Below are 23,861 nucleotides of genomic sequence, written 5' to 3'. Positions count from 1 at the left end.
GGCGTGATCGATATCAACGAGTCCGTGATGCAGTTCCTTCTGGCGTTGATCGTCGTCGGCCCGCTCCTGGGCGCCGCCGCCGCTCTCCTGCCGGCTCCGCCCGGGCTGAAGGGGAAGTCGCCCGAGCAGGCAGTCCTCCGGCACGGCGTCACCGTCACCGGCGCCGTCCTCATCGCCGCGATCGTCCTCGTGCTCGGCTTCGACCACGACCATCCGTCGAAGATGCAGGCCAGCACGGACATCAGCTGGATCCCCGCACTCGACGTGCGCATCCACCTCGGCATCGACGGCATCTCCCTCCCCCTGCTGGTCCTGACCGCGCTGCTGACCTTCCTCTGCGCGCTCTACTCGTACTTCAAGCAGCAACATGAGCGGCTGACGCCGCGGGCGTCGGGCCCGAGCCCGAAGGCCTTCGTCGCGCTGCTGCTCGTCCTGGAGTCCGGCACCCTCGCGACCTTCGCCGTCCTCGACCTGATCCTGTTCTCCCTCGCCTTCGAGATGGTCCTCATCCCGATGTACTTCCTCATCGCCCGCTGGGGCGGCGAGGGACGGGCCGGGGCCGCCTGGAAATTCATCCTCTACACCCTCCTCGGCTCCGTCGTCATGCTGCTCGGCCTGCTCCTGATCGGAATCACGGCGGGCACATTCGACATGGTGGCACTCGCCACTGACAACGGCCGGTCGCTGACCACATCCGTGCAGGTCATCGCCGTTCTGGCGATCGGGATCGGGCTCGCGGTCAAGACCCCGATGTGGCCGCTGCACAGCTGGCTGCCCGACGCCCACACCGCCGCTCCGACCGTCGGCTCGGTCCTGTTGGCCGGTGTCCTGCTCAAGATGGGTACGTACGGATTCGTCCGGATCCTGCTCCCGGTCGCACCGGACGGATTCCAGACCTTCGCGCCCTACCTCGCCGCCCTCGCGGTCGTCGGCATCATCTACGGCTCCCTGGCCTGCCTGGCCCTCGCCAAACGGGGCGCGAAGGGCGACCTCAAGCGCCTCATCGCCTACTCCTCCGTCGGCCACATGGGCTTCGTCCTGCTCGGCATCTCGACGATGACCCCGACCGGCGTGAACGGCGCCCTGTTCGCCAACATCGCCCACGGCCTCATCACCGGCCTGCTCTTCTTCGTGGTAGGCGCGCTCAAGGACCGCACCGGCACCACCGACCTCGACACCCTCGCCGAGGAGACCGGGGCCGCCCTGTACGGCAAGGCGCCGCGCCTCGGCGGCCTGCTCGCCTTCGCAGCGGTCGCCTCGCTCGGTCTGCCGGGCCTGGCCGGATTCTGGGGCGAGATGCTCGCCCTGTTCGGCGCCTTCGACCCCCACGACGACCTCAGTCGCCCCGCCTATCTCACCTTCATGGCCGTCGCCGCGTTCGGCACCCTGCTGACAGCCGCGTACATGCTGATCGTGGTCCGCCGCGTCTGCATGGGCGCCGTAGCGCAGGAAGCCCCGAAGCTCGCCGACGTACACACCTACGAGTTCGCCGCCTGGACGCCGCTCGTCGCCCTCACCGTCGTCGCCGGACTCTGGCCCAAGGTCCTCCTCGGGCTGACCGACCCGGCCGTGCAGCAGCTCCTCTCAGGAGGCACCCGATGAGCTCCCCGGCCCAGGTCGTGGCGGCGCCACTGGCCCAGAACCTCGTCCAGTCCGTCGACTGGCTCGCCATCGCACCGCCCACCATCGCGGCCGTCGTAGGCCTCGTCGTCCTCGTCACCGACCTCTTCGTCAAGGACGCCCGCAAGTCGCTGCTCGGCTGGATGTCGGTCGCCGGACTCGCCGCCGCCACGCTCATGCTGCTGCCCCTGGTGAACGGCGACCGCTCGACGTTCTGCCTTACCGGCGACGCCGACGTCTGCAGCTACACCGCGGACACCTTCACCCTCGCCATCCAGTTCCTGGTCCTCGGCGGCGCCCTCGTGACCGCCCTGCTCTCGGTCACCGCCGTGAAGGACGCCGACCGCGGGCTGCCCGAGGGCGAGTTCTGGTTCCTGCTGCTCTCCTCCGCGGCCGGCGCCGCGCTCCTGCCCGCCTCCCGCGACCTCGCGACCCTCATCGTCGCCCTGGAGGTCGCCTCGCTGCCCGCCTTCGCCCTCGTGGGCCTGCGCCAGGGCGACCGCCGGTCCTCCGAAGCGGCGCTGAAGTTCTTCCTGTCGTCGGTTACCGCGACCGCGGTCAGCCTCATGGGCATCAGCTTCGTGTACGCCTCCACCGGGACCCTCTACCTCACCCAGGTGGCCGAACGCATCCAGCACGTCGACGGGCAGCTCACCACCCTCGTCCAGACGGGCGTCGTCCTCACCCTCGTCGGCTTCGCCTTCAAGGCGGCCGCCGTGCCCTTCCACTTCTGGGTGCCCGACACCTATGTGGGCGCGCCCCTGCCGATCGCGGCCTACCTGTCCGTGGTCGGCAAGGCGGTCGGCTTCTCCGGTCTGATCCTCGTCACGGTCATCGCCCTCCCGTCCTACGCCGACGTCTGGGGGCCGGCCCTCGCGGCGCTGGCCGCGCTCACCATGACCGTCGGCAACGTCGGGGCCCTCCGCCAGCAGGCCACGCGCGCGTACAGCGCGGTACGCCTGCTCGCCTGGTCGTCCGTCGGCCAGGCCGGCTACCTCCTCGTCCCGATCGCCGCAGCCGCCTACTCCGGCGCCCCCGAACGCTCGATCGGCTCCACCGTCGCCTACGCCCTCATGTACGCCGCGGTGAACCTCGGCGCCTTCGCGGTGGCCGCACTCGTCGCCCGCACGAAGTCCATGAACCGCGTCGCCGACTACCGCGGCCTGTACGCGTCCCACCCGTTGGCGGCCCTGCTCCTGGCGTTCTTCCTGCTCTGCCTCGCCGGACTGCCGCCCGGCATCATCGGCCTCTTCGCCAAGGTCACCGTCTTCTCCGCGGCCGTCGACGCGGGTCTCGGCTGGCTGGCCGTCGTCATGGCCGTCAACGTCGTCATCGCGCTGTTCTACTACCTCCAGTGGACGGCCCTGCTGTTCCGGGCGCCCGAGGGCGCGACCGTGAAGCACCGCGTCCCCGTCCCCCTCACGGCCGCGATCACCGTGACCGCGGTCCTCGCCGTCGCCCTCTCGGGAGCACCCCAGCTGATCCTGCGCTTCGCCGACACCGCACTCTTCTGAGCCGCAGCCGCAGCCGCAGCCGCTTAGCGCACGCGCGCGTGCGCTGCCCGTCCTCCACGCGCGTGTGCCGCCCGCCGCCGGCCATCACCCGTCCGGACCAAGCGCGCTCTCGTGGGCGCCAGGGAACTGGCGGCCCTCGCCTGGCGTTGACCAGTACAGAAGGGTCCACTGGACGTGATGCCACGGCACCGGTGGCATCGGAGACCAGGAAGCAACCACAGCGAGCGACACCAGCAAGCAAAGGGTTCCCCTGCTGCACCACTTGGAGGGCGTACCGTGCACCGCCGGCACAACGGGCTCAGGACCGCAGTACTCCTCGGGGGACTGTCCGCGCTCATCATCGTCATCGGCAGCTTCTTCGGCCGAGCGGGGCTCGTCGTCGCCGTCCTCATCGCCCTGGGCACGAACGCGTACGCGTACTGGAACAGCGACAAGCTCGCGCTGCGCGCGATGCGCGCACGCCCGGTCAGCGAGTTCGAGGCCCCGGCGCTGTACCGCATGGTCCGCGAGCTCTCCACCCAGGCCCGCCAGCCCATGCCCCGCCTCTACATCTCGCCGACGGAGGCACCGAACGCCTTCGCGACCGGCCGCAACCCGCGCAACGCGGCCGTGTGCTGCACCGAGGGCATCATGCGCCTGCTCGACGAGCGGGAACTGCGCGGCGTCATCGGACACGAACTCAGCCACGTCTACAACCGCGACATCCTGATCTCGTCCGTCGCCGGTGCCCTGGCCTCCGTGATCATGTTCCTGGTCAACTTCGCCTGGCTGATCCCCATCGGACGCTCCAACGACGATGACGGACCCGGTCTGCTGGGCATGCTCCTCATCATGATCCTCGGTCCGCTCGCCGCCACCGTCATCCAACTGGCGATCAGCCGCTCCAGGGAGTACGAGGCCGACGCCTCCGGCGCCCAGCTCACCGGTGACCCGATCGCCCTCGCCGGCGCCCTGCGCAAGCTCGAGATGGGCACGAAGCAGCTCCCGCTGCCCCCGGAGCCCCGGATCGAGACCGCCAGTCACATGATGATCGCGAACCCCTTCCGGCCGGGACAGGGACTTTCAAAGATGTTCTCCACCCACCCGCCGATGGCGGAGCGAATCGCCCGACTCGAAAAGATGGCAGGTCGTCAGCAGTGAAGACCATCCTCAACGTCATTTGGCTCGTGCTCAGCGGCTTCTGGCTGTTCCTCGGCTACCTGGTCGCGGGCGCGCTGCTCTGCATCACGATCATCGGAATACCGTTCGGCATCGCGGCCTTCCGCATCGGTGTCTACGCTCTGTGGCCCTTCGGGTACACGGCCGTGGAGCGCCGCGACGCGGGGGCGCCGTCCTGCGTCGGCAACGTGCTCTGGCTGATCCTCGCCGGCTGGTGGCTTGCCATCGGCCACGTCGTCACCGGCATCGCGCTGTGCGTCACGATCATCGGCATCCCGCTCGGCATCGCCAACTTCAAGCTGATCCCGGTCTCGCTGCTCCCGATGGGGCGCGAGATCGTGCGGACGGACCAGCCGTTCACGGCCACCGGCCCCACGCAGCGGGCCGGCTGGTAGCAGCCCTGTTCTTCACCGCTCTCGGTGCCCCGACATGCTCCCCGCGGCCGGCCGCGCCCCGGTGATCAGCGCAACCACCGGGCGCAACCGGAACGTCTTCCTCACCAGCAGTACATGAAGACGCGCGGAGGAACGAGCCCACAGCACTGGGACAGCGCGGGCACAGCGAGAAAGGGCAGGTTCACGGCATGACCGTTATCGGCTGGATCATCCTCGGACTGTTGGCCGGAGCCATCGCCAAGTTCCTGCTGCCGGGCCGCGACCCGGGAGGGCTCGTCGGCACGACCCTCATCGGCATCGCGGGGGCGTTCATCGGTGGCTGGATATCGGCCCGCTGGCTGGACCACCCGGTCAGCAAGGACTTCTACGACGGTGCCACGTGGGCGGCGGCGATAGGCGGTTCCCTGGTGCTTCTGGTCGCCTACCGGCTCCTGTTCGGCAACTCGCGCGACTGAACGCGGTGGGGCCACGGCAGTCGAACGGCGGACGATGAGAGCACGCACCGTAGGTGCCCACCCTCATCGCCCGCGTCGTCGGCTCAGCAGATCACCGGTAGTTCACGAACTGCAGAGCGAAGTCGAAGTCCTGGCCCTTCAGCAGGGCGATCACGGTCTGCAGGTCGTCCCGGCTCTTGGAGGTGACCCGCAGCTCCTCGCCCTGCACCTGGGCCTTCACACCCTTGGGGCCCTCGTCGCGGATGAGCTTGGCCACCTTCTTCGCGTTCTCCTGGGAAATACCCTCCTCGATCGACGCGAAGATCTTGTACTCCTTGCCGGAGAGCTGGGGCTCGCCCGCGTCCAGAGCCTTCAGCGAGATGCCGCGCTTGATCAGCTTGGACTGGAAGACGTCGAGGACAGCGTTCACCCGGTCCTCGGAGTTGGCCTCCATGAGGATCTTCTCGCCGGACCAGGAGATCGAGGCGCCCACGCCCTTGAAGTCGTAGCGCTGCGAGATCTCCTTGGCGGCCTGGTTGAGGGCGTTGTCGACCTCCTGCCGCTCGACCTTCGAGACGATGTCGAAACTGGAGTCGGCCATGTCCTGTGGCTCCTTGTATCTGGGTGCGTGTCGGGCCGCGTATCGGGTCCGTACCGGCGTACAACGGCGGCCGGCGAGCCCGCAGGGGGCCTCGGCCGCATCCGGACCAGCCTAGTCACCCGCCGCCCCCCGAGCGGCGATCAATCGGGTGGCGAAGCACCCCTCCACATCAGGTATTGTTTACGTCGTTGCCACGGAGCGCCGCCGAAAGGCGGTTCGACGGGCAGCGAACCCCGGCGGTGTGCCCGAGCGGCCAAAGGGAGCAGACTGTAAATCTGCCGGCTCAGCCTTCCCAGGTTCGAATCCTGGCGCCGCCACACGGGAACGAAAGACCCCGTGACCTGCCCAAACAGCAGGTCACGGGGTCTTCGTCATGTGTCGGCCCGAGAGAGGGGCTCTCGCTGTGGGTGCTGCCGGGCAGACTGGGGACATGGTCTCGTCCTCCCGTCGCAGAACCTGCCCCGAGTGCCGTCGCGAGATCGCCGTCGTCGCGGGGCGGTACGCGCGTCACGATCCGCCCGGGACGCGGGAGAGCGGCGAGCTCGTCTCCTGCCCGGGGTCGCGTCGCACGGCGCAACTCGGCGGTGCGGTGCAGCCGTCCCTGGACGGGTACGTGGTCCCCGACTTCCCCGGGCAGTTGCCGCTGTTCTGACTGTGCGTGCCGGGGCGCGCCTCACGCACCCCATGCGCCCCGCGCCCCGCCGTCAGTTCCCGGCCACCGACTTCACCGCCACCGACACGGGTGTGGAACCGCTGATCAGCTCCAGGGTCAGGCCGTTCGTGGCCGGGGTGTCGACCAGTTCCGCCAGTACGGCGGCCACGTCGTCGCGCGGGACGGGGCCGCGGCCGGTGTGTGCCTCCAGGCGCACGAGGCCGGTACCGGCGTCGTCCGTCAGTGCGCCGGGGCGCAGGATCGTCCAGTCCAGCGCGTCCAGGGAGCGCACGTACGCGTCGGCCTCGCCCTTGGCCCGCTGGTAGACGTCGAAGATCTCGTCCCCCTGGTGACTCGGGTCGGCGCCCATGGAGGACACGACGACGAAGCGCCGTACGCCCGCCCGGACCGCGGCGTCCGCGAAGAGGACCGCCGCCGCCTTGTCCACCGTGTCCTTGCGGGCCGCTCCGCTGCCGGGGCCCGCGCCCGCCGCGAAGACCGCCGCGTCCGCGCCCCGCAGCCGCTCCGCGACCTCCTCGACCGAGGCCGACTCCAGGTCGAGCACGACCGGTTCGGCGTCGGCCGCACGCAGATCGTCGGCCTGCTCGGCCTTGCGGATGATGCCCGCCACCTCGTCACCACGCGCGGCGAGCAAGCGCTCCAGCCGCAGCGCGATCTGACCATGACCACCAGCGATGACAATGCGCATGTCTTCGACCGTACGCCCCGACGGCCGCCCGCGCCGCACGACTTCGGCCGCATCCACCGGACGTGCGCGTCGCGCTCCCTCCGTCAGGAGGCCTCCCCACGCCCCGCAGGCCCCCCGCGCCCCTGCCGAGGCAGCCCCAGGTCAGTCGCGGTCGTCGAGTCGCCGTACTCCCGCACAGCGCTGGTCCGTGACACAACGCGCCCCCGGTGCACCACGATCCGGCTGTACGCCAGTGACAGCGCCCCCGCCAGCCGGTCCCCGCGTACCGCGAGGAGTTCGGCCGGGAAGCCCGCCTCGACTCGCACCTCGGGCAGCCCCAGGGCCGCCCGCGCCGCCGTGCTCACCGCGTCGTACGCGTCCTCGGGGCGCAGCCCGTGGCACGCGGCCAGCAGGTAGGCCGCCTCCAGGGGGTCACCGCGCCCGACCGGGTTGGACACGTCCCGCAGCGCACCGCTCCCGGCGGCCACCCGTACCCCGGCCGCGCGCAACAGCCGTACCGGAGCGGTGCCGTCGCGGTGGTCGACCGCGCCGCAGGCGCCCTGCGGCAGGCACACCACCGTCACCCCGGCCGCCGCGAGCCGGTCGGCGGTCTGGGAGGCCGCGTCGGCGGGCAGCCGGCCCAGCCCGTCGCAGGGGCCGAGGGTCACTCCGGGGCGCAGCCCGCCCGCCATCGCCGCCAGCCGGGCCAGCCGTGCCGGGTCGGCGGCGTCCGTGTGCAGGTCGACCGGGCAGCCGTGCTCGGCGGCGACCTCCAGGGCCGCCTCCACGTACCCGGCCGGATCGGGGTCCAGGTCCGGACACCCGCCCACCACGTCCGCGCCCATCCTGACCGCGTCCCGCAGCATCGTCAGCCCGTCGGCCCCGGCCACCCCGGTCAGCAGCCTCGGCATCGCCACCGCGGTCAGCTCCGTCAGCCCGCGCAGCGACCGCCGCGCCCGCAGCACGGCGGTCAGCGCGCCCAGCCCCGCGACGTCGCCCACGCGCACGTGTGCCCGCAGCGCGGTCGCCCCGTGTCCCAGCTGGAGCAGGGCGGCCTCGGTGGCCCGGCGCTGGACGTCCTGGGGGTCGTGGGAGACGGGGCCGGGGGCGTCGGCGGTCAGCGCCGTGTCGCCGTGGAGGTGGGGTTCGGCGGGGGCGGGGAGGAGCAGGTAGCCGGTGAGGTCCACGCGGGCGCCGGGGCCGGGTGTGCGGGCCGCCGTCAGGCTGCCGGCCGTGCCGACCGCCTCGATGCGCCCGCCGTACAGCCGTACGTCCACGGTCCGGCCGTCGGTGAGCCGCGCCCCGGACAGCAGGAGCGAGCCGCGGTCGGCGGGGCCCGAGGGGGAGGGCGAGTGGGGCGGCTGCGGCTGGCTGTCGGGCATCGCGCTCCTCTGGGCTCGGGACTGCGCAGTGGGGGACGCAAGATCACGCAGAGTGAGTCGAGCCTAGGACGGTGATCAGTCCGTGGCGCGGAGGAGCGCAATAGTCGTACCGGCGCGGTCTGCCGTGCCGAAGGCCCGTGGGAGGGACCGCTGGAGGCCCCTTCGGAGGCCCCGCCGGAGGCCCCCGGGGCGTACGCGCGGCAAGGCCGGCGGGCCCGGGGACGGGACGGGGGACGGGCTGGGGCAGGGGCGGCGAAACGGATTTGGGCGAACGGCGGGCGACCGTGTAATGTCTTCATCGCTCGCCCCAATAGCTCAGTCGGCAGAGCGTCTCCATGGTAAGGAGAAGGTCTACGGTTCGATTCCGTATTGGGGCTCTGGTGTGAGAGGTTCCCGCCGCGAGGCGGGGCCCGATCGCATCACAGCGGTGTAGCTCAGTCGGTAGAGCAAGCGGCTCATAATCGCTGTGTCACCGGTTCAAGTCCGGTCACCGCTACTCTCAGTAGCCGATTGCGGGGTCGGTCCTTCAATCGGCTACTCTTTCTTGCGTTAATACCATCAATCCGTTCGTCAAGGAGTGCACTCACGTGGCTGCCACCGACGTCCGCCCGAAGATCACGCTGGCCTGCGTGGAGTGCAAGGAGCGGAACTACATCACCAAGAAGAACCGGCGTAACAACCCGGACCGACTGGAGATGAAGAAGCACTGCCCGCGTTGCAACGCGCACACCGCGCACCGCGAAACGCGATAGAAACAGGCTCGTACACGAGGCCGTCCCCGAGGTTTGGGGGCGGCCTCGTGTCGTTTGTTCAGCGGGGCCCGAGACGGCACCCACAGCCGCACAGAGCAGCAGGAGGTTGCGAGCCCATGGCGCTCGACCAGTCGTTCGTGGGGCGGACCTATCCGCCCACCGAGCCCTACGAGGTGGGCCGGGAGAAGATCCGCGAGTTCGCGGAGGCGGTGGGTGACGCCAGTCCGGCGTACACGGACACGGAGGCCGCGAAGGCGCTCGGCCATCCGGATGTGATCGCTCCGCCGACCTTCGTGTTCTCGATCACGTTCAAGGCGGCCGGTCAGGTCATCGAGGACCCGCAGCTCGGCCTGGACTACAGCCGGGTGGTGCACGGCGACCAGAAGTTCGCCTACGTCCGTCCGGTGCGGGCCGGTGACCGGCTCACGGTGACCTCGACCATCGAGGCGATCAAGTCGATGGCGGGCAACGACATCCTGGACATCCGAGGCGAGGTCCACGACGAGGCCGGCGAGCACGTCGTGACCGCCTGGACCAAGCTCGTGGCCCGCGCGGCCGAGGAGGCGTGAGCATCCCATGACGGCGAAGGTCGCTTACAGCGACGTCGAGGTCGGCACCGAACTGCCCGCGCGGAGCTTTCCTGTGGACCGCGCCACGCTCGTGCGGTACGCGGGTGCCTCCGGCGACTTCAACCCGATCCACTGGAACGAGAAGTTCGCCAAGGAGGTCGGCCTGCCGGACGTCATCGCGCACGGCATGTTCACCATGGCCGAGGCGATCCGCGTGGTCACCGACTGGCTCGGCGACCCGGGCGCGGTCGTGGAGTACGGCGTCCGATTCACCCGGCCCGTCGTGGTCCCGAACGACGACCAGGGTGCAGTGATCGAGGTCAGCGGCAAGGTCGCGGCCAAGCTCGACGACAACACCGTCCGCGTCGACCTCACGGCCACCAGCGCCGGCCAGAAGGTCCTCGGGATGTCCCGGGCGGTCGTACGACTCGCTTGAGACCGGGTGGCCGGTCGTGATGTCCGGTTGGCTCTTCGGCTTACCGGGCTTCCCCGGGGAAGCGACAGGGGCGGCCGGCCGCCGGTCCGTCCGGCACCCGTTTCACGCGTGAGCGATGAATCCGGGTGCTGGATCGGGTCTGCCCTGTATGACCCGAATCATCGCTGACATCTCGATCTCCCTCGACGGTTTCGTCACCGGACCCGACCCCGGCCCGGACAGCGGTCTGGGCGCCGGCGGGGAGGCACTGCACACCTGGGCGTTCTCCGACGATCCCGACGACCGCCGGATCCTGCGCGAGGCGACCGCGCGCTCGGGTGCCGTCGTTCTCGGCCGCCGGCTCTTCGACTTGGTCGACGGGCCGAACGGCTGGGACGACACGTCCGGCTACGGCGCCGGGGAGGTCGGCAAGCCCGCGTTCGTCGTCGTGACGAGCTCGCCGCCGGAGTCGATGCGACTCACCGACCTCGACTGGACGTTCGTCACCACCGGTCTGCCCGACGCCCTCACCGCCGCGCGGGAGCGCGCCGAGGCGGCGTCGTCGGACAGCGCCGAGGACCTCGACGTCGTCCTCATGGGCGGCGGTGCCACGATCGGCTCGGCGCTCGACGCCGGGCTGGTCGACGGCCTGTCCCTGCACCTCGCGCCCGTCGTGCTGGGCGCCGGAACGCCGCTGTTCACCGGCGGAGCGCCGCGCACGCTGGTGCAGCGCGATGTGACCCGGACGTCGACCGCGACCCACCTGACCTACGACGTCCTGTGACGACTGACCTGCGACGTCCTGTGACGACTGACCTACGACGTCCTGTGCCGGCGGCGAGCGGAGGAGGCGGCCGCTCTTGACGTAGTTAGTGAGCGCAGAGGAGCGGCGCCCCACCGAGGCGGGCCTGCGCATGCTGCCCTGGACCGGGATGCCGATGCTGGTCGCTCCGATCGCCGGCATCCTCTCGGACCGGATCGGAGGGCGCCCGGTCGTCGCCGCCGGACTCTTCCTCCAGGCGGCCGGCCTCGGCTATCTCGCCTACGTGATCACGGTCGACGCCTCCTACGGCAGCCAGCTGCCCGGTCTGATCATCAGTGGAATCGGCATGGCCCTGTTCTTCGCCCCCGCCTCCGCCCTGGTGATGTCCAGCGTCGTCCCGAAGGAGCAGGGCATCGCGTCGGGCGCGAACAACGCCCTGCGCGAGGTGGGCGGCGCGCTCGGCATCGCGATCATGGGCTCGATCTTCGCGGCACAGGGCGGCTACGAGTCCGGGCAGTCCTTCGTCGACGGGCTGCGGCCCGCGGTCGCGGTGGGCGCCGGCGTGGTGGCCCTCGGAGGCTTCGCGGCCCTCTTGATCCCGGGCCGCCGCCGGGACGACCACGCGTCCACCGACGGGCCCGGGACCGGACCGGCACCGACAGCCGAACCCGCGCTCGTCACGACCGGGGAGGCGGCCTCCCGCTGACCGCACGCCACGCGAGAAGCAGAGAAACGAAAGCAGAAACGACATCAGGAACAAAAGCAGAAACGAAAGCGGAAACGAAAGGAGCCGGCATGCCACCCTTCCCTGGACCGTGCCGAACCGGCCGCCGCGGGCCGCCGAGGTGCACGTCTTCGCCTCCCGCTTCGAGACCCGCACGCTGTGGGGAGCGCTGAAGTTCCTGGCGCGCACGCCGGGCGTGTGGCGTCAGGTCAGGGGCGCGCCCGGAGCGTACGGCGCCTCCCTGAAGGCGGAGCCCTTCAAGCGGACCTTCTGGACGGTGTCCGCCTGGGAGTCGCCCGAGGCCCTCAAGACCTTCGCGCACTCCGGCACCCACGCGCCGACCTCCCGCGGGCTGTCCGCGCAGATGCGGGACTCGAAGTTCGCCTCCTGGCCGGCACCGAGCGACGAGCTCCCGGTGAGCTGGGCGGAGGTACGGGAGCGCCTGAGGTGAGGGCCGGGCGTGGCCGGACATGAGGAGGCCCCGGCCGACCGGTCGGGGCGTTTCCCGTTGCTCCGGGCTGTCGGTGCCGTCTCGTAGTCTTGAGCGCGTGCAGGAACTCCACGACGCCCCCCTCGCCCCGCTGACCACCTTCCGGCTGGGAGGACCGGCCACCCGGCTGGTCACGGCCACGACCGACGCCGAGGTGATCGCCGCCGTCCGCGAGGCCGACGACACCGGCACGCCCCTGCTGCTCATCGGCGGCGGCTCCAACCTGGTCATCGGCGACAAGGGCTTCGACGGCACCGCCCTGCACATCGCCACGCGCGGCCTCTCCCTCGACGGCACGACGCTGGAGCTGGCGGCCGGCGAGCTCTGGACCGACGCCGTCGCCCGCACCGTCGAGGCCGGACTCGCCGGCGTCGAGTGCCTGGCCGGCATCCCCGGCTCGGCGGGCGCGACCCCCATCCAGAACGTCGGCGCGTACGGCCAGGAGGTCTCCTCGACGATCACCGAGGTGACCGCGTACGACCGCAGATCCGGCGAGACGGTCACCCTCACCAACAGCGACTGCGGTTTCTCCTACCGCCACAGCCGCTTCAAGGCCGAGCCCGAGCGGTACGTCGTCCTGCGCGTCCGCTTCGAGCTGGAGAACGCCGACGGGCTCTCCACGCCCCTCCGCTACGCCGAGACGGCCCGCGCCCTCGGCGTGGAACCCGGCGAGCGGGTCCCGCTGACCGAAGCCCGTGAAACCGTGCTGAAGCTGCGCGCCGGCAAGGGCATGGTCCTGGACCCCGAGGACCACGACACCTGGTCGGCCGGGTCGTTCTTCACGAACCCGATCCTCACGGACGAGGAGTTCGCCGCGTTCCGCGCGCGCGTGGACGAGCGCCTCGGTACCGGCGCCGAGCCGCCCGCCTTCCCGGCCGGGGAGGGCCGCATCAAGACCTCCGCGGCCTGGCTGATCGACAAGGCCGGTTTCACCAAGGGCTACGGCACCGGGCCCGCCCGCATCTCCTCCAAGCACACCCTCGCCCTCACCAACCGCGGCGACGCGACCACGGAGGATCTGCTCGCCCTGGCCCGCGAGGTCGTCACCGGCGTCCGCGAGACCTTCGGCGTCACACTGGTCAACGAACCGGTGACGGTCGGCGTCAGCCTCTAGCCGAAGCCCAGGGCATCAGTAGGCCATACCCACACCCTGCTTCACGGTCCCCGCGTCCCCGGTCATCGCGAGCATCGCGTGGGCGACGTCGGCGCGGCCCATGACACGGCCCTTGGACGGGAAGCCGCCGACCACCGTCCGGTACCGGCCGGACAGCGGCTTGTCCTGCAGCCGCGGCGGCCGGACGACCGTCCAGTCGGTGGCGCTGAGCGCCAACTCGGCCTCCATGGCGCGCAGATCGGCGTAGATGTCCTTCAGAACGGCGGACACGACGCCCCGCACGCCCCGGTCCAGCAGTGCGGACTCCTGCGGCTCGGGCCCGACCGGGGCGGCGCTGACGACCAGTAGCCTGCGCGCGCCCTCCGCCTCCATCGCGCCGAGTACCGTCCGGGTCAGCCTGGTCGCGATCCCGGCGTCGGCGCGGCGACGTGCGCCGAGCCCGGACAGCACGGCGTTCCGCCCGGCCACCGCCGGCCGCAACGCCGCCGGGTCGCTCAGATCCGCGCGGAACACCTCCAGGCGCTCGCCGGTGACGGACAGCCGCGCCGGGTCCCGTACGACGGCCGTGACCTGGTGCCCGGCGTCGAGTGCCTGCCGGACGACCTCCTGGCCGATGCCTCCAGTGGCACCGAAGACGGTGAGCTTCATGGCGTACTCCGTTCCGCACGGCGGGTCGTGGCTGCGCTCTGGTGAAGACTGCGCTCTGGGGGAGGGGGCGGGTGGGTGAGTACTCACTCACCCGCCCCTCCACTAGGGTGAGTAAGTACTCACCCACACGTCAAGCCCCGACTGGAGCAGCCATGCCGTCCGCCAAGCCGGCCCGGGAACGCATCCTGGACGCCGCCCACGAGCTGATGCTGACCGTCGGGCTGGCCCGCGCCACCACCAAGGAGATCGCCAAGGGAGCCGACTGCTCCGAGGCCGCGCTGTACAAGCACTTCGCGAGCAAGGAAGAGCTCTTCATCCGCGTCCTGTCCGAACGGCTGCCGCGGCTGGCCCCTCTGCTGCACGGCCTCGCCACGGAGCCGGGCCGTGCCTCACTGGAGGAGAACCTCACGGAGATCACCCGCCAGGCCGCGCTCTTCTACGAGCAGAGCTTCCCGATCGCCGCCTCGCTGTACGCCCAGACGGAGCTCAAGCGACGGCACGACGACGCGATGCGGGAGCTCGGCACCGGGCCGCACCTGCCGATCGAGGGCCTCGACGCCTACCTGCGCACCGAGCAGGCCGCGGGGCGCGTTCGCGCCGACGCGGACACCTTCGCCGCCGCGTCGCTCCTGCTGGGCGCCTGCTCGCAGCGGGCGTTCGCATACGAGGCGACGCGGAGCGGCGGCCGCCCACCGGTGGACGACTTCGCGCGGCGACTGGTCCGGACGCTGCTCGCGGGCATCTGCTGAACCGCCGCCCGGCGCGCGGGCGGGACGGGCCCCGCCACACCACCACCGAACGCGAGACGACCCCTCCTTACTCGGTCAGCCAGTCGTCCACCCCCGCCAGCAGCCTCCCCTTCACATCCTCCGGCGCGGCCGACCCCCGCACCGACTGGCGTGCCAGTTCCGCCAGTTCCGCGTCCGTGAACCCGTGGTGGTCCCGGGCGATCTCGTACTGGGCGGCCAGCCGCGCCCCGAACAGCAGCGGGTCGTCCGCGCCCAGCGCCATCGGCACCCCCGCCTCGAACAGGGTGCGCAGCGGTACGTCCTCCGGCTTCTCGTACACGCCCAGGGCGACATTCGACGCCGGACACACCTCGCACGTCACCTGCCGGTCCGCCAGCCGCTTCATCAGCCGGGGATCCTCCGCCGCCCGCACCCCGTGCCCGATCCGGTCGGCCTCCAGGTCGTCCAGGCAGTCCCGCACGGACAGTGGCCCGGTCAGCTCACCCCCGTGCGGCGCGGACAGCAGCCCCCCGTCCCGCGCGATCGCGAACGCCCGGTCGAAGTCCCGGGCCATGCCCCGCCGCTCGTCGTTGGACAGCCCGAACCCGACCACGCCCCGGCCCGCGTACCGCACCGCGAGCCGGGCCAGCGTCCGCGCGTCCAGCGGATGCTTCATCCGGTTCGCGGCGACCAGCACCCGCATCCCGATCCCGGTGTCCCGCACGGTCGTCTCCACCGCGTCCAGGATGATCTCCAGCGCCGGAATCAGCCCGCCCAGCCGCGGCGCGTACGACGTCGGGTCCACCTGGATCTCCAGCCACCCCGACCCGTCCCGCAGGTCCTCCTCCGCGGCCTCGCGGACCAGCCGCTGGATGTCCTCCGGCTCCTGGAGGCACGACCGCGCCGCGTCGTACAGCCGCTGGAAGCGGAACCAGCCCCGCTCGTCCGTCGCCCGCAGTTTCGGGGACTCCCCGCGGCCCAGCGCCTCGGTCAGCGTCTCGGGCAGACGCACGCCGTGCTTGTCGGCCAGTTCCAGCAGGGTCGCGGGCCGCATCGACCCGGTGAAGTGCAGGTGGAGATGGGCCTTCGGCAGTTCAGAGACATCACGTACACGCGGGGGGTTCGGGGGGTGTCCCCCTGAAGAGCACAGCATTCCGTGATCCTGCCGCACGACACGCCCGGCCCGACAGCACTTTCCCCGTACGTGGTCTTGCTCGCACAAAGAAACAGGGCTCCCCGGAACGTTCCGGGGAGCCCTGTTTCTTTGTGCGAGCGCGGTCAGTCCCGCGCCTCCGCGAGCAGCTTCTGGATCCGGCTCACGCCCTCGACGAGGTCCTCGTCCCCGAGCGCGTACGACAGCCGCAGGTACCCGGGCGTGCCGAACGCCTCGCCGGGCACGACCGCGACCTCGGCCTCCTCCAGGATCAGCGCGGCCAGCTCGACCGTGTCCTGCGGACGCTTGCCGCGGATCTCCTTGCCGAGGAGCGCCTTCACCGACGGGTACGCGTAGAACGCGCCCTTGGGCTCCGGGCACAGCACGCCGTCGATGTCGTTGAGCATCCGCACGATGGTCTGACGGCGCCGGTCGAAGGCCTCCCGCATCTTCGCCACGGCGTCCAGGTCGCCGGAGACCGCGGCGATCGCCGCCGCCTGGGCCACGTTGGACACGTTGGACGTGGCGTGCGACTGGAGGTTCGTCGCGGCCTTGACGACGTCCTTCGGGCCGATGACCCACCCGACCCGCCAGCCGGTCATCGCGTACGTCTTCGCGACACCGTTGACCACGATGCACTTGTCGCGCAGCTCGGGCAGCAGCGCGGGCATGGAGACGGAGAACGCGTCGCCGTAGACGAGGTGCTCGTAGATCTCGTCGGTCAGCACCCACAGACCGTGCTCGACGGCCCACTGGCCGATCGCCTCGGTCTCGGCCTCGCTGTACACGGCACCCGTCGGGTTCGACGGCGACACGAACAGGACGACCTTCGTCTTCTTGGTGCGCGCGGCCTCCAGCTGCTCCACGCTCACCCGGTAACCGGTCGTCTCGTCGGCGACGACCTCGACGGGGACACCGCCGGCCAGCCGGATCGACTCCGGGTACGTCGTCCAGTACGGCGCCGGGACGATGACCTCGTCGCCCGGGTCGAGGATCGCGGCGAACGCCTCGTAGATGGCCTGCTTTCCGCCGTTGGTGACCAGGATCTGCGACGGGTCGACCTCGTAGCCGGAGTCGCGCAGCGTCTTCGCGGCGATCGCGGCCTTCAGCTCGGGCAGCCCGCCGGCCGGCGTGTAGCGGTGGTACTTCGGGTTCTGGCAGGCCTCGACGGCGGCCTGGACGATGTAGTCCGGGGTCGGGAAGTCCGGCTCACCGGCGCCGAAGCCGATCACCGGACGCCCGGCGGCCTTGAGGGCCTTGGCCTTGGCGTCCACGGCGAGGGTGGCGGACTCGGAGATCGCGCCGACTCGGGCGGAGACCCGGCGCTCGGTGGGAGGGGTTGCAGCGCTCATGGGCCCATCGTTCCAGACCGGAAACTTCCCGGGCACACGGGTTTCACGGACTGAACAGCACTCAACGGGACGGAACGGAGCCGAGACAGAGGCGAGACGGAGGCGAGACGGAGGCCAGAGGGAGGCGAGAGGGAGGCGAGACAGAGGCCGGACGGCGCCGGGACAGGACGGGGCAAACGCCTGAACAACAGTCCGGATCCGCCGCGGAAACGTCCCGGATCCACCCCGCGGCCAGGGCGATCTTCGGCCAAGACGACCCGGCAGAGCCTCCCACGCGTCCTTTCTGTTCGACGCCCGGCCCCCGAGCACGTACACTCTCACCTCGTTGGCCTTCAGCGGTCCGCGCCCACTCGGTGCACACCAAGCATCCGGGCGGATGCGGTACGTTGGGGACACACAAAGGGTCGTAGCTCAATTGGTAGAGCACTGGTCTCCAAAACCAGCGGTTGGGGGTTCAAGTCCCTCCGGCCCTGCTACACACACCTTCGCCAGGATGTGTGCGCATGTACGTACAGCAATGCACCGCCGTGCGGCTCCAACCGGGCGCGGCACGGCCACGACCCGGAATCAGGTGAGGACGAGTGACGGACGCCGTGGGCTCCATCGACATGCCTGATGCCCAGGACGAGGCGCCGGACTCCAAGAAGAAGTCGCGCAAGGGCGGCAAGCGCGCCAAGAAGGGCCCGCTGAAGCGCCTCGCGCTTTTCTACCGCCAGATCGTCGCGGAGCTTCGCAAGGTCGTCTGGCCGACCCGCAACCAGCTGACGACGTACACCACCGTCGTGATCATCTTCGTGGTCATCATGATCGGCCTGGTGACTCTGATTGACTATGGCTTCTCTCACGCCGCCAAGTACGTCTTCGGCTGAGTCGAGAGCGAAGGGCGCCGAGGTACCCGGCGCCCCTTTCGCGTGTTCCACCCCTATGTATCCAGGAAGAAGCAGCCACCGTGTCTGACCCGAACGTGAACGACGCCATCGAGCCGGTCGAGTCCGTCGAGGACGAGCCCGGCATCGTCGAGGGCGCCGACAACGAGGACACCGAGGCCTCCGCCGAGGCCGAGGCTGCCGACGACGCCGTCGTCGCGGACGCGGACGAGACCGCCGAGGCCCAGGACGAGACCGCCGAGCAGGCGGGCGAGGACGCGGAGGCCGAGGACGCCGACGCGGAGACCGCCGAGGCCGCGGAGCCCGAGCCCGAGATCGACCCGATCGAGAAGCTCCGCCAGGAGCTGCGCGTCCTGCCCGGCGAGTGGTACGTGATCCACACGTACGCCGGTTACGAGAACCGCGTGAAGACCAACCTCGAGCAGCGCGCCGTCTCGCTCAACGTCGAGGACTACATCTTCCAGGCCGAGGTGCCGCAGGAAGAGGTCGTCCAGATCAAGAACGGCGACCGCAAGACGATCCGGCAGAACAAGCTGCCCGGCTACGTCCTCGTCCGCATGGACCTGACCAACGAGTCCTGGGGTGTCGTCCGCAACACCCCCGGCGTCACCGGCTTCGTCGGCAACGCCTACGACCCGTACCCGCTGACGCTGGACGAGATCGTCAAGATGCTCGCCCCGGAGGCCGAGGAGAAGGCCGCCCGCGAGGCCGCCGAGGCCGAGGGCAAGCCGGCGCCGCAGCGCAAGGTCGAGGTCCAGGTGCTGGACTTCGAGGTCGGCGACTCGGTCACCGTCACCGACGGCCCGTTCGCGACGCTGCAGGCCACGATCAACGAGATCAACGCCGACTCGAAGAAGGTGAAGGGCCTCGTCGAGATCTTCGGCCGCGAGACCCCGGTCGAGCTGAGCTTCGACCAGATCCAGAAGAACTAGCGCCTTCGGCGTCCCAAGCCACCGAACGGGTCAGACAGGCTCCCGCAGCCGGTCTGACCTGCTCGGTTTTTAGCCGCGCTGATATACCCGTTAGGGTAGTGCGGTTGCCTTTTGGCATCAGGAAAGAGACATAGGAACAGAGGACCCGGAATGCCTCCCAAGAAGAAGAAGGTCACGGGGCTCATCAAGCTCCAGATCCAGGCCGGTGCCGCGAACCCGGCTCCGCCGGTCGGCCCCGCGCTGGGTCAGCACGGCGTCAACATCATGGAGTTCTGCAAGGCCTACAACGCCGCGACCGAGTCGCAGCGCGGTTGGGTCATCCCGGTGGAGATCACGGTCTACGAGGACCGCTCCTTCACCTTCATCACCAAGACCCCGCCGGCCGCGAAGATGATCCTCAAGGCCGCGGGCGTGGAGAAGGGCTCCGGCGAGCCGCACAAGACCAAGGTCGCGAAGATCACGCGCGACCAGGTCCGTGAGATCGCCACCACCAAGATGCCCGACCTCAACGCCAACGACCTGGACGCCGCCGAGAAGATCATCGCCGGCACCGCGCGTTCCATGGGCGTCACGGTCGAGGGCTGACCTCCACCCCCGTAAGACAGCAGTAGTAGTGGCAGGGCCTGCTCGGCCCGCACCACGACTCCTCAGAAGCCAACAGGAGCAGTAGTGAGCAAGCGCAGCAAGTCTCTCCGCGCTGCGGACGCCAAGATCGACCGGGACAAGCTCTACGCCCCGCTCGAGGCCGTCCGTCTCGCCAAGGAGACCTCCACGACCAAGTTCGACGGCACCGTCGAGGTCGCCTTCCGCCTGGGTGTCGACCCGCGCAAGGCCGACCAGATGGTCCGTGGCACCGTGAACCTCCCGCACGGCACCGGTAAGACCGCCCGGGTCCTGGTCTTCGCGACCGGTGACCGTGCCGAGGCCGCGACCGCCGCGGGCGCCGACATCGTCGGCTCCGACGAACTGATCGACGAGGTGTCGAAGGGCCGTCTGGACTTCGACGCCGTCGTCGCCACCCCGGACCTCATGGGCAAGGTCGGCCGCCTCGGCCGCGTCCTCGGCCCGCGTGGTCTGATGCCGAACCCGAAGACCGGCACCGTGACCCCGGACGTGGCCAAGGCCGTGACCGAGATCAAGGGCGGCAAGATCGAGTTCCGCGTCGACAAGCACTCGAACCTGCACTTCATCATCGGCAAGTCGTCCTTCGACGACACCCAGCTGGTGGAGAACTACGCCGCGGCGCTGGAGGAGATCCTCCGTCTGAAGCCGTCCGCCGCCAAGGGTCGCTACATCAAGAAGGCCGCCATCAGCACCACGATGGGCCCCGGCATTCCGATCGACTCCAACCGCACCCGCAACCTCCTCGTCGAGGAGGACCCGGCGGCGGTCTGAGCCCACGGCTCGCCCAACCGGTTCACGGGCTCCGCACCTTCCGAGGTGCGGGGCCCGTTCCCTTTTCCCGTACGGGTGTCCAAACGCTGGGTTAGCGTGCGGGCAGCGCGTAATCGCGCGCGGGGGCACACGGGGACAAGGGGTGGGCGTATGACGGGCGCGACGGCACGCCATACGGTCGCCTCGATCGCGGTGACGGCCGCGCTGGCGTGCGCCACCGCCTGCACCTCCGCCGACGGGCCGACCGACTCCACCGGCGCCACCGACCGGTCGGAGCAGTCGCTGCGTTCCGTCGAGCGGGCCACCGGACGTGCGGGTTCGGCAAGGGTCGAGTCCACGACCGTCATGGGCCGCGAGCTGTCCCTGGCCGCCGACGGAGCCCTCGGCTGGCGCGACGGCCTCACCGGCACCCTGACGATCACGTACACCGGCGGCACGACCGCCGAGACCATGCGCCGGCTCGGCACCACCGCCATGGAGGCCCGGTACCTGCCCGACGCCTACTACGCCCGGATGGGCGACGCGTTCGCCGACCGCGTGGGCGGCAGACACTGGATCAAGTACGTCTACGCCGACCTGGAGAGCCTCGGCGACGGCGCGGGCGCCGGTTTCGCGGACCAGATGCGCAAGACCACGCCCCACGAGGCGGTGAAGCGGCTGCTCGCCTCCGACGACGTACGCAAGGTCGGGGAGGAGACGACCCGCGGCCGACGCACCACGCACTGGACCGGCACGATCGGCGGCGCCACCGCGCAGACCGTCGACATCTGGGTCGACGACCGGGACCTGCTGGTCAAGAAGGTCGAGCGGGGGCGGACGGAGACCGGGGAGCTGAGCCAGACCGCGTACTACAGCGACTACGGCGTCGCCGTCTCCGCCGAGCGTCCTCCGGCCGCCGACACCGCGGACTTCAAGGAACTCCTGAAGGCGCAGGAGGGCGGCTGGGAGGGCAGCTGATCCACAGAATTCACAAGACCGTTCGAACCGACTTGGGTACGCTCGCGTCCTGCTGTGTAAAGGCTGTTTCTTTCTGTGTTCCGTGGGGGGACTCCATGAAGACTTCCGTGCGCATGCCCGTGGGTGCCGGGCTGGCCGCGCTGCTGCTCGCCGCCGGCGCGGTGGGCTGCTCCAAGGGTGACGGGGCCGAGGAGTCCCCGAAGATGACGCCGGCGGCGGCCGTCGCCAAGGCGGCGAAGAACACGGAGGAGATCGATTCCCTCCGCTACCGCATGACCGGACGGGCCCCGGAGGAGGGCCGGGTCAAGGCCGAGGCCGAGATGCAGATCAAGCCCACGCTCGCGATGAGCATGAAGATGACGGCACTCGACCAGGGCGCCGACGCCAAGGCGGAGATCCGGCTCGTCGACAAGGCCATGTACATCGGCGGCGGCGCCGAGGCGGCCAAGGAGATGGACGGCAAGAGCTGGATCAAGTTCGACCTGGCCGCGCTGGGTGCCGACAAGGAGCTGAACCAGCTCGGCGGCGCCTCCCAGGCCGACAAGAACCCGGCGACCGAGTCCACCTTCCTCACCGGCGCCAAGGACGTGGAGAAGGCCGGCACCGAGACCGTCGACGGTGTGAAGACCACCCACTACAAGGGCACGGTCACCCTCGCCGACCTGGAGAAGTCCATCGGGGACGAGGACAAGGACACCCGGGAGAAGCGCCAGAAGAGCATCGAGCAGTACGAGAAGATGGGCGTCGACAAGCTCACGATGGACATGTGGATCGACGGCGACGACCGCACCAAGCAGTTCCGCATGCGCGGCGACGCCGACAAGGGCCCGCTGGACATGACCGTCACCTTCCTCGGCTTCAACGAGCCCGTGAAGGTCACCGCCCCGCCCGCCAAGGACACCGTCGACCTGGCCGAGATGATGCAGGAGTCCCAGCAGGGCTGAGTCGCCGTACGGGCGGATTTGCTTGACACTGCCCCGTTCACGTACGCTTCCCCAGAAGCCAAAGACCGCTGGTCGTTGCCGTGTGTTCGAAAGAGGACACGGTGGCCGAAGGATCCGCTGAACTGCGGACGACCCGCGCAGGTGACTGTGGATGAGCTCCCGGAAGTCCCCGCCCCGTGCGGATGACGAACGGTCGAGCCACGCCCCGTGCGCCTGCGCCGGGGCGTTTCGTTTTCCCCAGTCCTCCTTCGGGTCCGCGCGGTCCGAATCACCCGGAAGGAGGCCGAGGCTCTATGGCGACGCCCGAAAAGGCTGCCGCGGTTGCCGAGCTGACGGACAAGTTCCGCAGCTCCAACGCCGCTGTGCTGACCGAGTACCGCGGTCTCACCGTGGCGCAGCTCAAGACGCTGCGCCGGTCGCTCGGTGAGAACGCCCAGTACGCCGTGGTGAAGAACACGCTGACCAAGATTGCGGCCAACGAGGCCGGGATCACGCTCGACGACCAGCTCTTCGCTGGTCCGACGGCCGTCGCCTTCGTCACCGGTGACCCGGTGGAGTCGGCGAAGGGTCTGCGCGACTTCGCCAAGGACAACCCGAATCTCGTCATCAAGGGCGGTGTCCTTGACGGCAAGGCGCTGTCCGCCGACGAGATCAAGAAGCTTGCGGACCTCGAGTCCCGCGAGGTTCTGCTCTCCAAGCTGGCGGGTGCCTTCAAGGGCAAGCAGTCCCAGACTGCGCAGCTCTTCCAGGCGCTTCCCTCGAAGCTCGTCCGCACCGTGGACGCGCTCCGTGCCAAGCAGGACGAGCAGGGCGGTGCCGAGTAATTCGGCTCGCTTTCCGATCCTCGCCGCATAACCGCATGAGGTGAGGGTCGACGCGGGCCCGACGTACGCCCGCCTCACCCCGTACATCCGGCACCTGCCGAATTAGTGGAAGGACCGCCATCATGGCGAAGCTCAGCCAGGACGACCTGCTCGCCCAGTTCGAGGAGATGACCCTCATCGAGCTCTCCGAGTTCGTGAAGGCCTTCGAGGAGAAGTTCGACGTCACCGCCGCCGCCGCGGTCGCCGTGGCCGGCCCCGCCGCCCCGGGCGCCCCGGTCGAGGCCGAGGCCGAGCAGGACGAGTTCGACGTCATCCTCACCGGTGCCGGCGACAAGAAGATCCAGGTCATCAAGGTCGTGCGCGAGCTGACCTCCCTGGGTCTGAAGGAGGCCAAGGACCTCGTGGACGGCGCCCCGAAGCCCGTCCTCGAGAAGGTCGCCAAGGACGCCGCCGAGAAGGCCGCCGAGTCCCTCAAGGGCGCCGGCGCCTCGGTCGAGGTCAAGTAAGACCGCGAAGGCTCCACGGATCCGTCAGGATCTGTAACGCCACAGCACCGAAGAGCGATCATCCATCCGGGTGGTCGCTCTTCGGCGTATCCGGGGGACCGGCGGCGGCTGCCTTGCACGCGCGACGGCGAAGAGTATGGTGATCTTCGTCGTGCCGTCGCCGGGGCCCTGAGAGCCCCAGGCGGCAGGCGGTTCGGGCAAGGGGGGCCTTGACGAACCGCACGCAGCGCGCGATTCTCAGGACGCGTCGTCACACGGATCCGA

At 70.1% G+C, this 23,861-nt stretch carries 27 protein-coding genes, 4 tRNA genes and 1 pseudogene; 26 read left to right on the top strand and 6 right to left on the bottom strand.

The window, feature by feature from the left end; genetic code table 11:
- Window positions 1-3 precede the first annotated feature (3 nt).
- The 5 genes from ACFCZF_RS01160 (at window position 4) to ACFCZF_RS01140 (ending at window position 5,142) form a co-directional block, all read left to right on the top strand.
- Entirely contained in the window at window positions 4-1,602 is a 1,599-nt protein-coding gene (locus ACFCZF_RS01160; protein WP_376669857.1) for a NuoM family protein, read from the top strand.
- A complete protein-coding gene (locus ACFCZF_RS01155; RefSeq protein ID WP_376669856.1) occupies window positions 1,599-3,134 on the top strand; it encodes an NADH-quinone oxidoreductase subunit N in 1,536 nt (511 codons plus the stop codon). The genes ACFCZF_RS01160 and ACFCZF_RS01155 overlap by 4 nt, the downstream gene beginning before the upstream one ends.
- Before the next feature lie 276 nt (window positions 3,135-3,410).
- Entirely contained in the window at window positions 3,411-4,274 is an 864-nt protein-coding gene (gene htpX, locus ACFCZF_RS01150; protein WP_210957975.1) for a zinc metalloprotease HtpX, read from the top strand.
- Window positions 4,271-4,687, top strand: coding sequence for a YccF domain-containing protein (locus tag ACFCZF_RS01145; RefSeq protein WP_376669855.1), 417 nt, complete (start codon window positions 4,271-4,273; stop codon window positions 4,685-4,687). Before htpX ends, ACFCZF_RS01145 begins: the two co-directional genes overlap by 4 nt.
- Window positions 4,688-4,875: 188 nt before the next feature.
- A complete protein-coding gene (locus tag ACFCZF_RS01140) occupies window positions 4,876-5,142 on the top strand; it encodes a GlsB/YeaQ/YmgE family stress response membrane protein (protein WP_055418406.1) in 267 nt (88 codons plus the stop codon).
- A gap of 91 nt (window positions 5,143-5,233) precedes the next feature.
- On the opposite strand, the gene ACFCZF_RS01135 is transcribed toward ACFCZF_RS01140, so the two are convergent.
- Complete coding sequence (locus ACFCZF_RS01135) at window positions 5,234-5,722, bottom strand: YajQ family cyclic di-GMP-binding protein (protein ID WP_121748622.1); 489 nt, start codon at window positions 5,720-5,722, stop codon at window positions 5,234-5,236.
- Window positions 5,723-5,957: 235 nt separating this feature from the next.
- Between ACFCZF_RS01135 and ACFCZF_RS01130 the strand changes: the two genes are divergently transcribed.
- Window positions 5,958-6,039, top strand: a tRNA-Tyr gene (locus ACFCZF_RS01130).
- Window positions 6,040-6,152: 113 nt separating this feature from the next.
- Window positions 6,153-6,374 carry a hypothetical protein gene (locus tag ACFCZF_RS01125; RefSeq protein ID WP_376669854.1) on the top strand — a complete coding sequence of 74 codons (222 nt, stop codon included), beginning with the start codon at window positions 6,153-6,155 and terminating at the stop codon, window positions 6,372-6,374.
- A gap of 52 nt (window positions 6,375-6,426) precedes the next feature.
- On the opposite strand, the gene ACFCZF_RS01120 is transcribed toward ACFCZF_RS01125, so the two are convergent.
- Window positions 6,427-7,083: an SDR family oxidoreductase gene (locus ACFCZF_RS01120; RefSeq protein ID WP_376669853.1), complete on the bottom strand. Its 657-nt coding sequence runs from the start codon at window positions 7,081-7,083 to the stop codon at window positions 6,427-6,429.
- Between the two features lie 83 nt (window positions 7,084-7,166).
- Window positions 7,167-8,444 carry a hydrolase gene (locus ACFCZF_RS01115; RefSeq protein ID WP_376669852.1) on the bottom strand — a complete coding sequence of 426 codons (1,278 nt, stop codon included), beginning with the start codon at window positions 8,442-8,444 and terminating at the stop codon, window positions 7,167-7,169.
- A gap of 304 nt (window positions 8,445-8,748) precedes the next feature.
- Here ACFCZF_RS01115 and ACFCZF_RS01110 point away from each other — a divergent pair.
- The 9 genes and pseudogenes from ACFCZF_RS01110 (at window position 8,749) to ACFCZF_RS01070 (ending at window position 13,271) form a co-directional block, all read left to right on the top strand.
- A tRNA-Thr gene (locus ACFCZF_RS01110) sits at window positions 8,749-8,821 on the top strand.
- A 46-nt stretch (window positions 8,822-8,867) separates the two neighbouring features.
- Window positions 8,868-8,940 (top strand) — tRNA-Met (locus ACFCZF_RS01105).
- Window positions 8,941-9,031: 91 nt separating this feature from the next.
- Window positions 9,032-9,196, top strand: a complete 165-nt coding sequence (gene rpmG, locus ACFCZF_RS01100; protein WP_003948671.1) for a 50S ribosomal protein L33 — start codon at window positions 9,032-9,034, stop codon at window positions 9,194-9,196.
- A 116-nt stretch (window positions 9,197-9,312) separates the two neighbouring features.
- The gene (locus ACFCZF_RS01095; RefSeq protein WP_310871764.1) at window positions 9,313-9,765 is read left to right on the top strand and encodes a MaoC family dehydratase N-terminal domain-containing protein; all 453 of its coding nucleotides are present in this window, start codon (window positions 9,313-9,315) and stop codon (window positions 9,763-9,765) included.
- Window positions 9,766-9,772: 7 nt separating this feature from the next.
- Window positions 9,773-10,201, top strand: coding sequence for a MaoC family dehydratase (locus ACFCZF_RS01090; protein ID WP_376669851.1), 429 nt, complete (start codon window positions 9,773-9,775; stop codon window positions 10,199-10,201).
- Window positions 10,202-10,349: 148 nt separating this feature from the next.
- Window positions 10,350-10,964: a dihydrofolate reductase family protein gene (locus ACFCZF_RS01085; RefSeq protein WP_376669850.1), complete on the top strand. Its 615-nt coding sequence runs from the start codon at window positions 10,350-10,352 to the stop codon at window positions 10,962-10,964.
- 109 nt (window positions 10,965-11,073) lie between these two features.
- Window positions 11,074-11,649, top strand: a pseudogene (locus tag ACFCZF_RS01080) (MFS transporter); the annotation flags it as partial.
- A gap of 109 nt (window positions 11,650-11,758) precedes the next feature.
- Window positions 11,759-12,118: a DUF3291 domain-containing protein gene (locus tag ACFCZF_RS01075; protein ID WP_376669849.1), complete on the top strand. Its 360-nt coding sequence runs from the start codon at window positions 11,759-11,761 to the stop codon at window positions 12,116-12,118.
- A 97-nt stretch (window positions 12,119-12,215) separates the two neighbouring features.
- Window positions 12,216-13,271, top strand: coding sequence for a UDP-N-acetylmuramate dehydrogenase (locus ACFCZF_RS01070; protein ID WP_376669848.1), 1,056 nt, complete (start codon window positions 12,216-12,218; stop codon window positions 13,269-13,271).
- Window positions 13,272-13,286: 15 nt separating this feature from the next.
- On the opposite strand, the gene ACFCZF_RS01065 is transcribed toward ACFCZF_RS01070, so the two are convergent.
- Window positions 13,287-13,919 (bottom strand): NAD(P)-dependent oxidoreductase, encoded by a 633-nt coding sequence (locus ACFCZF_RS01065; RefSeq protein ID WP_376669847.1) that lies wholly within the window; start codon window positions 13,917-13,919, stop codon window positions 13,287-13,289.
- 152 nt (window positions 13,920-14,071) lie between these two features.
- Between ACFCZF_RS01065 and ACFCZF_RS01060 the strand changes: the two genes are divergently transcribed.
- Window positions 14,072-14,668 (top strand): TetR/AcrR family transcriptional regulator, encoded by a 597-nt coding sequence (locus ACFCZF_RS01060; protein WP_376669846.1) that lies wholly within the window; start codon window positions 14,072-14,074, stop codon window positions 14,666-14,668.
- A gap of 67 nt (window positions 14,669-14,735) precedes the next feature.
- Here ACFCZF_RS01060 and ACFCZF_RS01055 read toward each other — a convergent pair whose 3' ends face one another.
- Complete coding sequence (locus ACFCZF_RS01055; RefSeq protein WP_376669845.1) at window positions 14,736-15,800, bottom strand: adenosine deaminase; 1,065 nt, start codon at window positions 15,798-15,800, stop codon at window positions 14,736-14,738.
- A gap of 125 nt (window positions 15,801-15,925) precedes the next feature.
- Window positions 15,926-17,152 carry a pyridoxal phosphate-dependent aminotransferase gene (locus tag ACFCZF_RS01050; protein ID WP_375913358.1) on the bottom strand — a complete coding sequence of 409 codons (1,227 nt, stop codon included), beginning with the start codon at window positions 17,150-17,152 and terminating at the stop codon, window positions 15,926-15,928.
- Between the two features lie 400 nt (window positions 17,153-17,552).
- Between ACFCZF_RS01050 and ACFCZF_RS01045 the strand changes: the two genes are divergently transcribed.
- From ACFCZF_RS01045 to rplL, 9 genes are all read left to right on the top strand, one after another.
- Window positions 17,553-17,625, top strand: a tRNA-Trp gene (locus tag ACFCZF_RS01045).
- A gap of 108 nt (window positions 17,626-17,733) precedes the next feature.
- Complete coding sequence (gene secE / locus ACFCZF_RS01040; protein ID WP_210957964.1) at window positions 17,734-18,021, top strand: preprotein translocase subunit SecE; 288 nt, start codon at window positions 17,734-17,736, stop codon at window positions 18,019-18,021.
- Window positions 18,022-18,101: 80 nt separating this feature from the next.
- Window positions 18,102-18,971 (top strand): transcription termination/antitermination protein NusG, encoded by an 870-nt coding sequence (gene nusG, locus ACFCZF_RS01035; protein ID WP_375913361.1) that lies wholly within the window; start codon window positions 18,102-18,104, stop codon window positions 18,969-18,971.
- A 150-nt stretch (window positions 18,972-19,121) separates the two neighbouring features.
- Window positions 19,122-19,556 carry a 50S ribosomal protein L11 gene (gene rplK / locus ACFCZF_RS01030; RefSeq protein ID WP_006130605.1) on the top strand — a complete coding sequence of 145 codons (435 nt, stop codon included), beginning with the start codon at window positions 19,122-19,124 and terminating at the stop codon, window positions 19,554-19,556.
- 84 nt (window positions 19,557-19,640) lie between these two features.
- Complete coding sequence (gene rplA / locus ACFCZF_RS01025) at window positions 19,641-20,366, top strand: 50S ribosomal protein L1 (protein ID WP_375913365.1); 726 nt, start codon at window positions 19,641-19,643, stop codon at window positions 20,364-20,366.
- Between the two features lie 150 nt (window positions 20,367-20,516).
- A complete protein-coding gene (locus ACFCZF_RS01020) occupies window positions 20,517-21,323 on the top strand; it encodes a hypothetical protein (RefSeq protein ID WP_376669844.1) in 807 nt (268 codons plus the stop codon).
- A 95-nt stretch (window positions 21,324-21,418) separates the two neighbouring features.
- Complete coding sequence (locus tag ACFCZF_RS01015) at window positions 21,419-22,267, top strand: DUF1396 domain-containing protein (protein WP_376669843.1); 849 nt, start codon at window positions 21,419-21,421, stop codon at window positions 22,265-22,267.
- 293 nt (window positions 22,268-22,560) lie between these two features.
- The gene (gene rplJ, locus ACFCZF_RS01010) at window positions 22,561-23,091 is read left to right on the top strand and encodes a 50S ribosomal protein L10 (RefSeq protein ID WP_376669842.1); all 531 of its coding nucleotides are present in this window, start codon (window positions 22,561-22,563) and stop codon (window positions 23,089-23,091) included.
- A 122-nt stretch (window positions 23,092-23,213) separates the two neighbouring features.
- Complete coding sequence (gene rplL / locus ACFCZF_RS01005) at window positions 23,214-23,597, top strand: 50S ribosomal protein L7/L12 (protein ID WP_376669841.1); 384 nt, start codon at window positions 23,214-23,216, stop codon at window positions 23,595-23,597.
- The last annotated feature ends 264 nt before the right edge of the window (window positions 23,598-23,861 follow it).

Origin of the sequence: Streptomyces sp. NPDC056296 (assembly GCF_042268605.1) — a bacterium.
In the GTDB taxonomy this organism is placed as follows: domain Bacteria; phylum Actinomycetota; class Actinomycetes; order Streptomycetales; family Streptomycetaceae; genus Streptomyces.
Note: the sequence above shows the minus strand (reverse complement) of the source record. Positions and strands in the feature narration are given on the sequence as shown.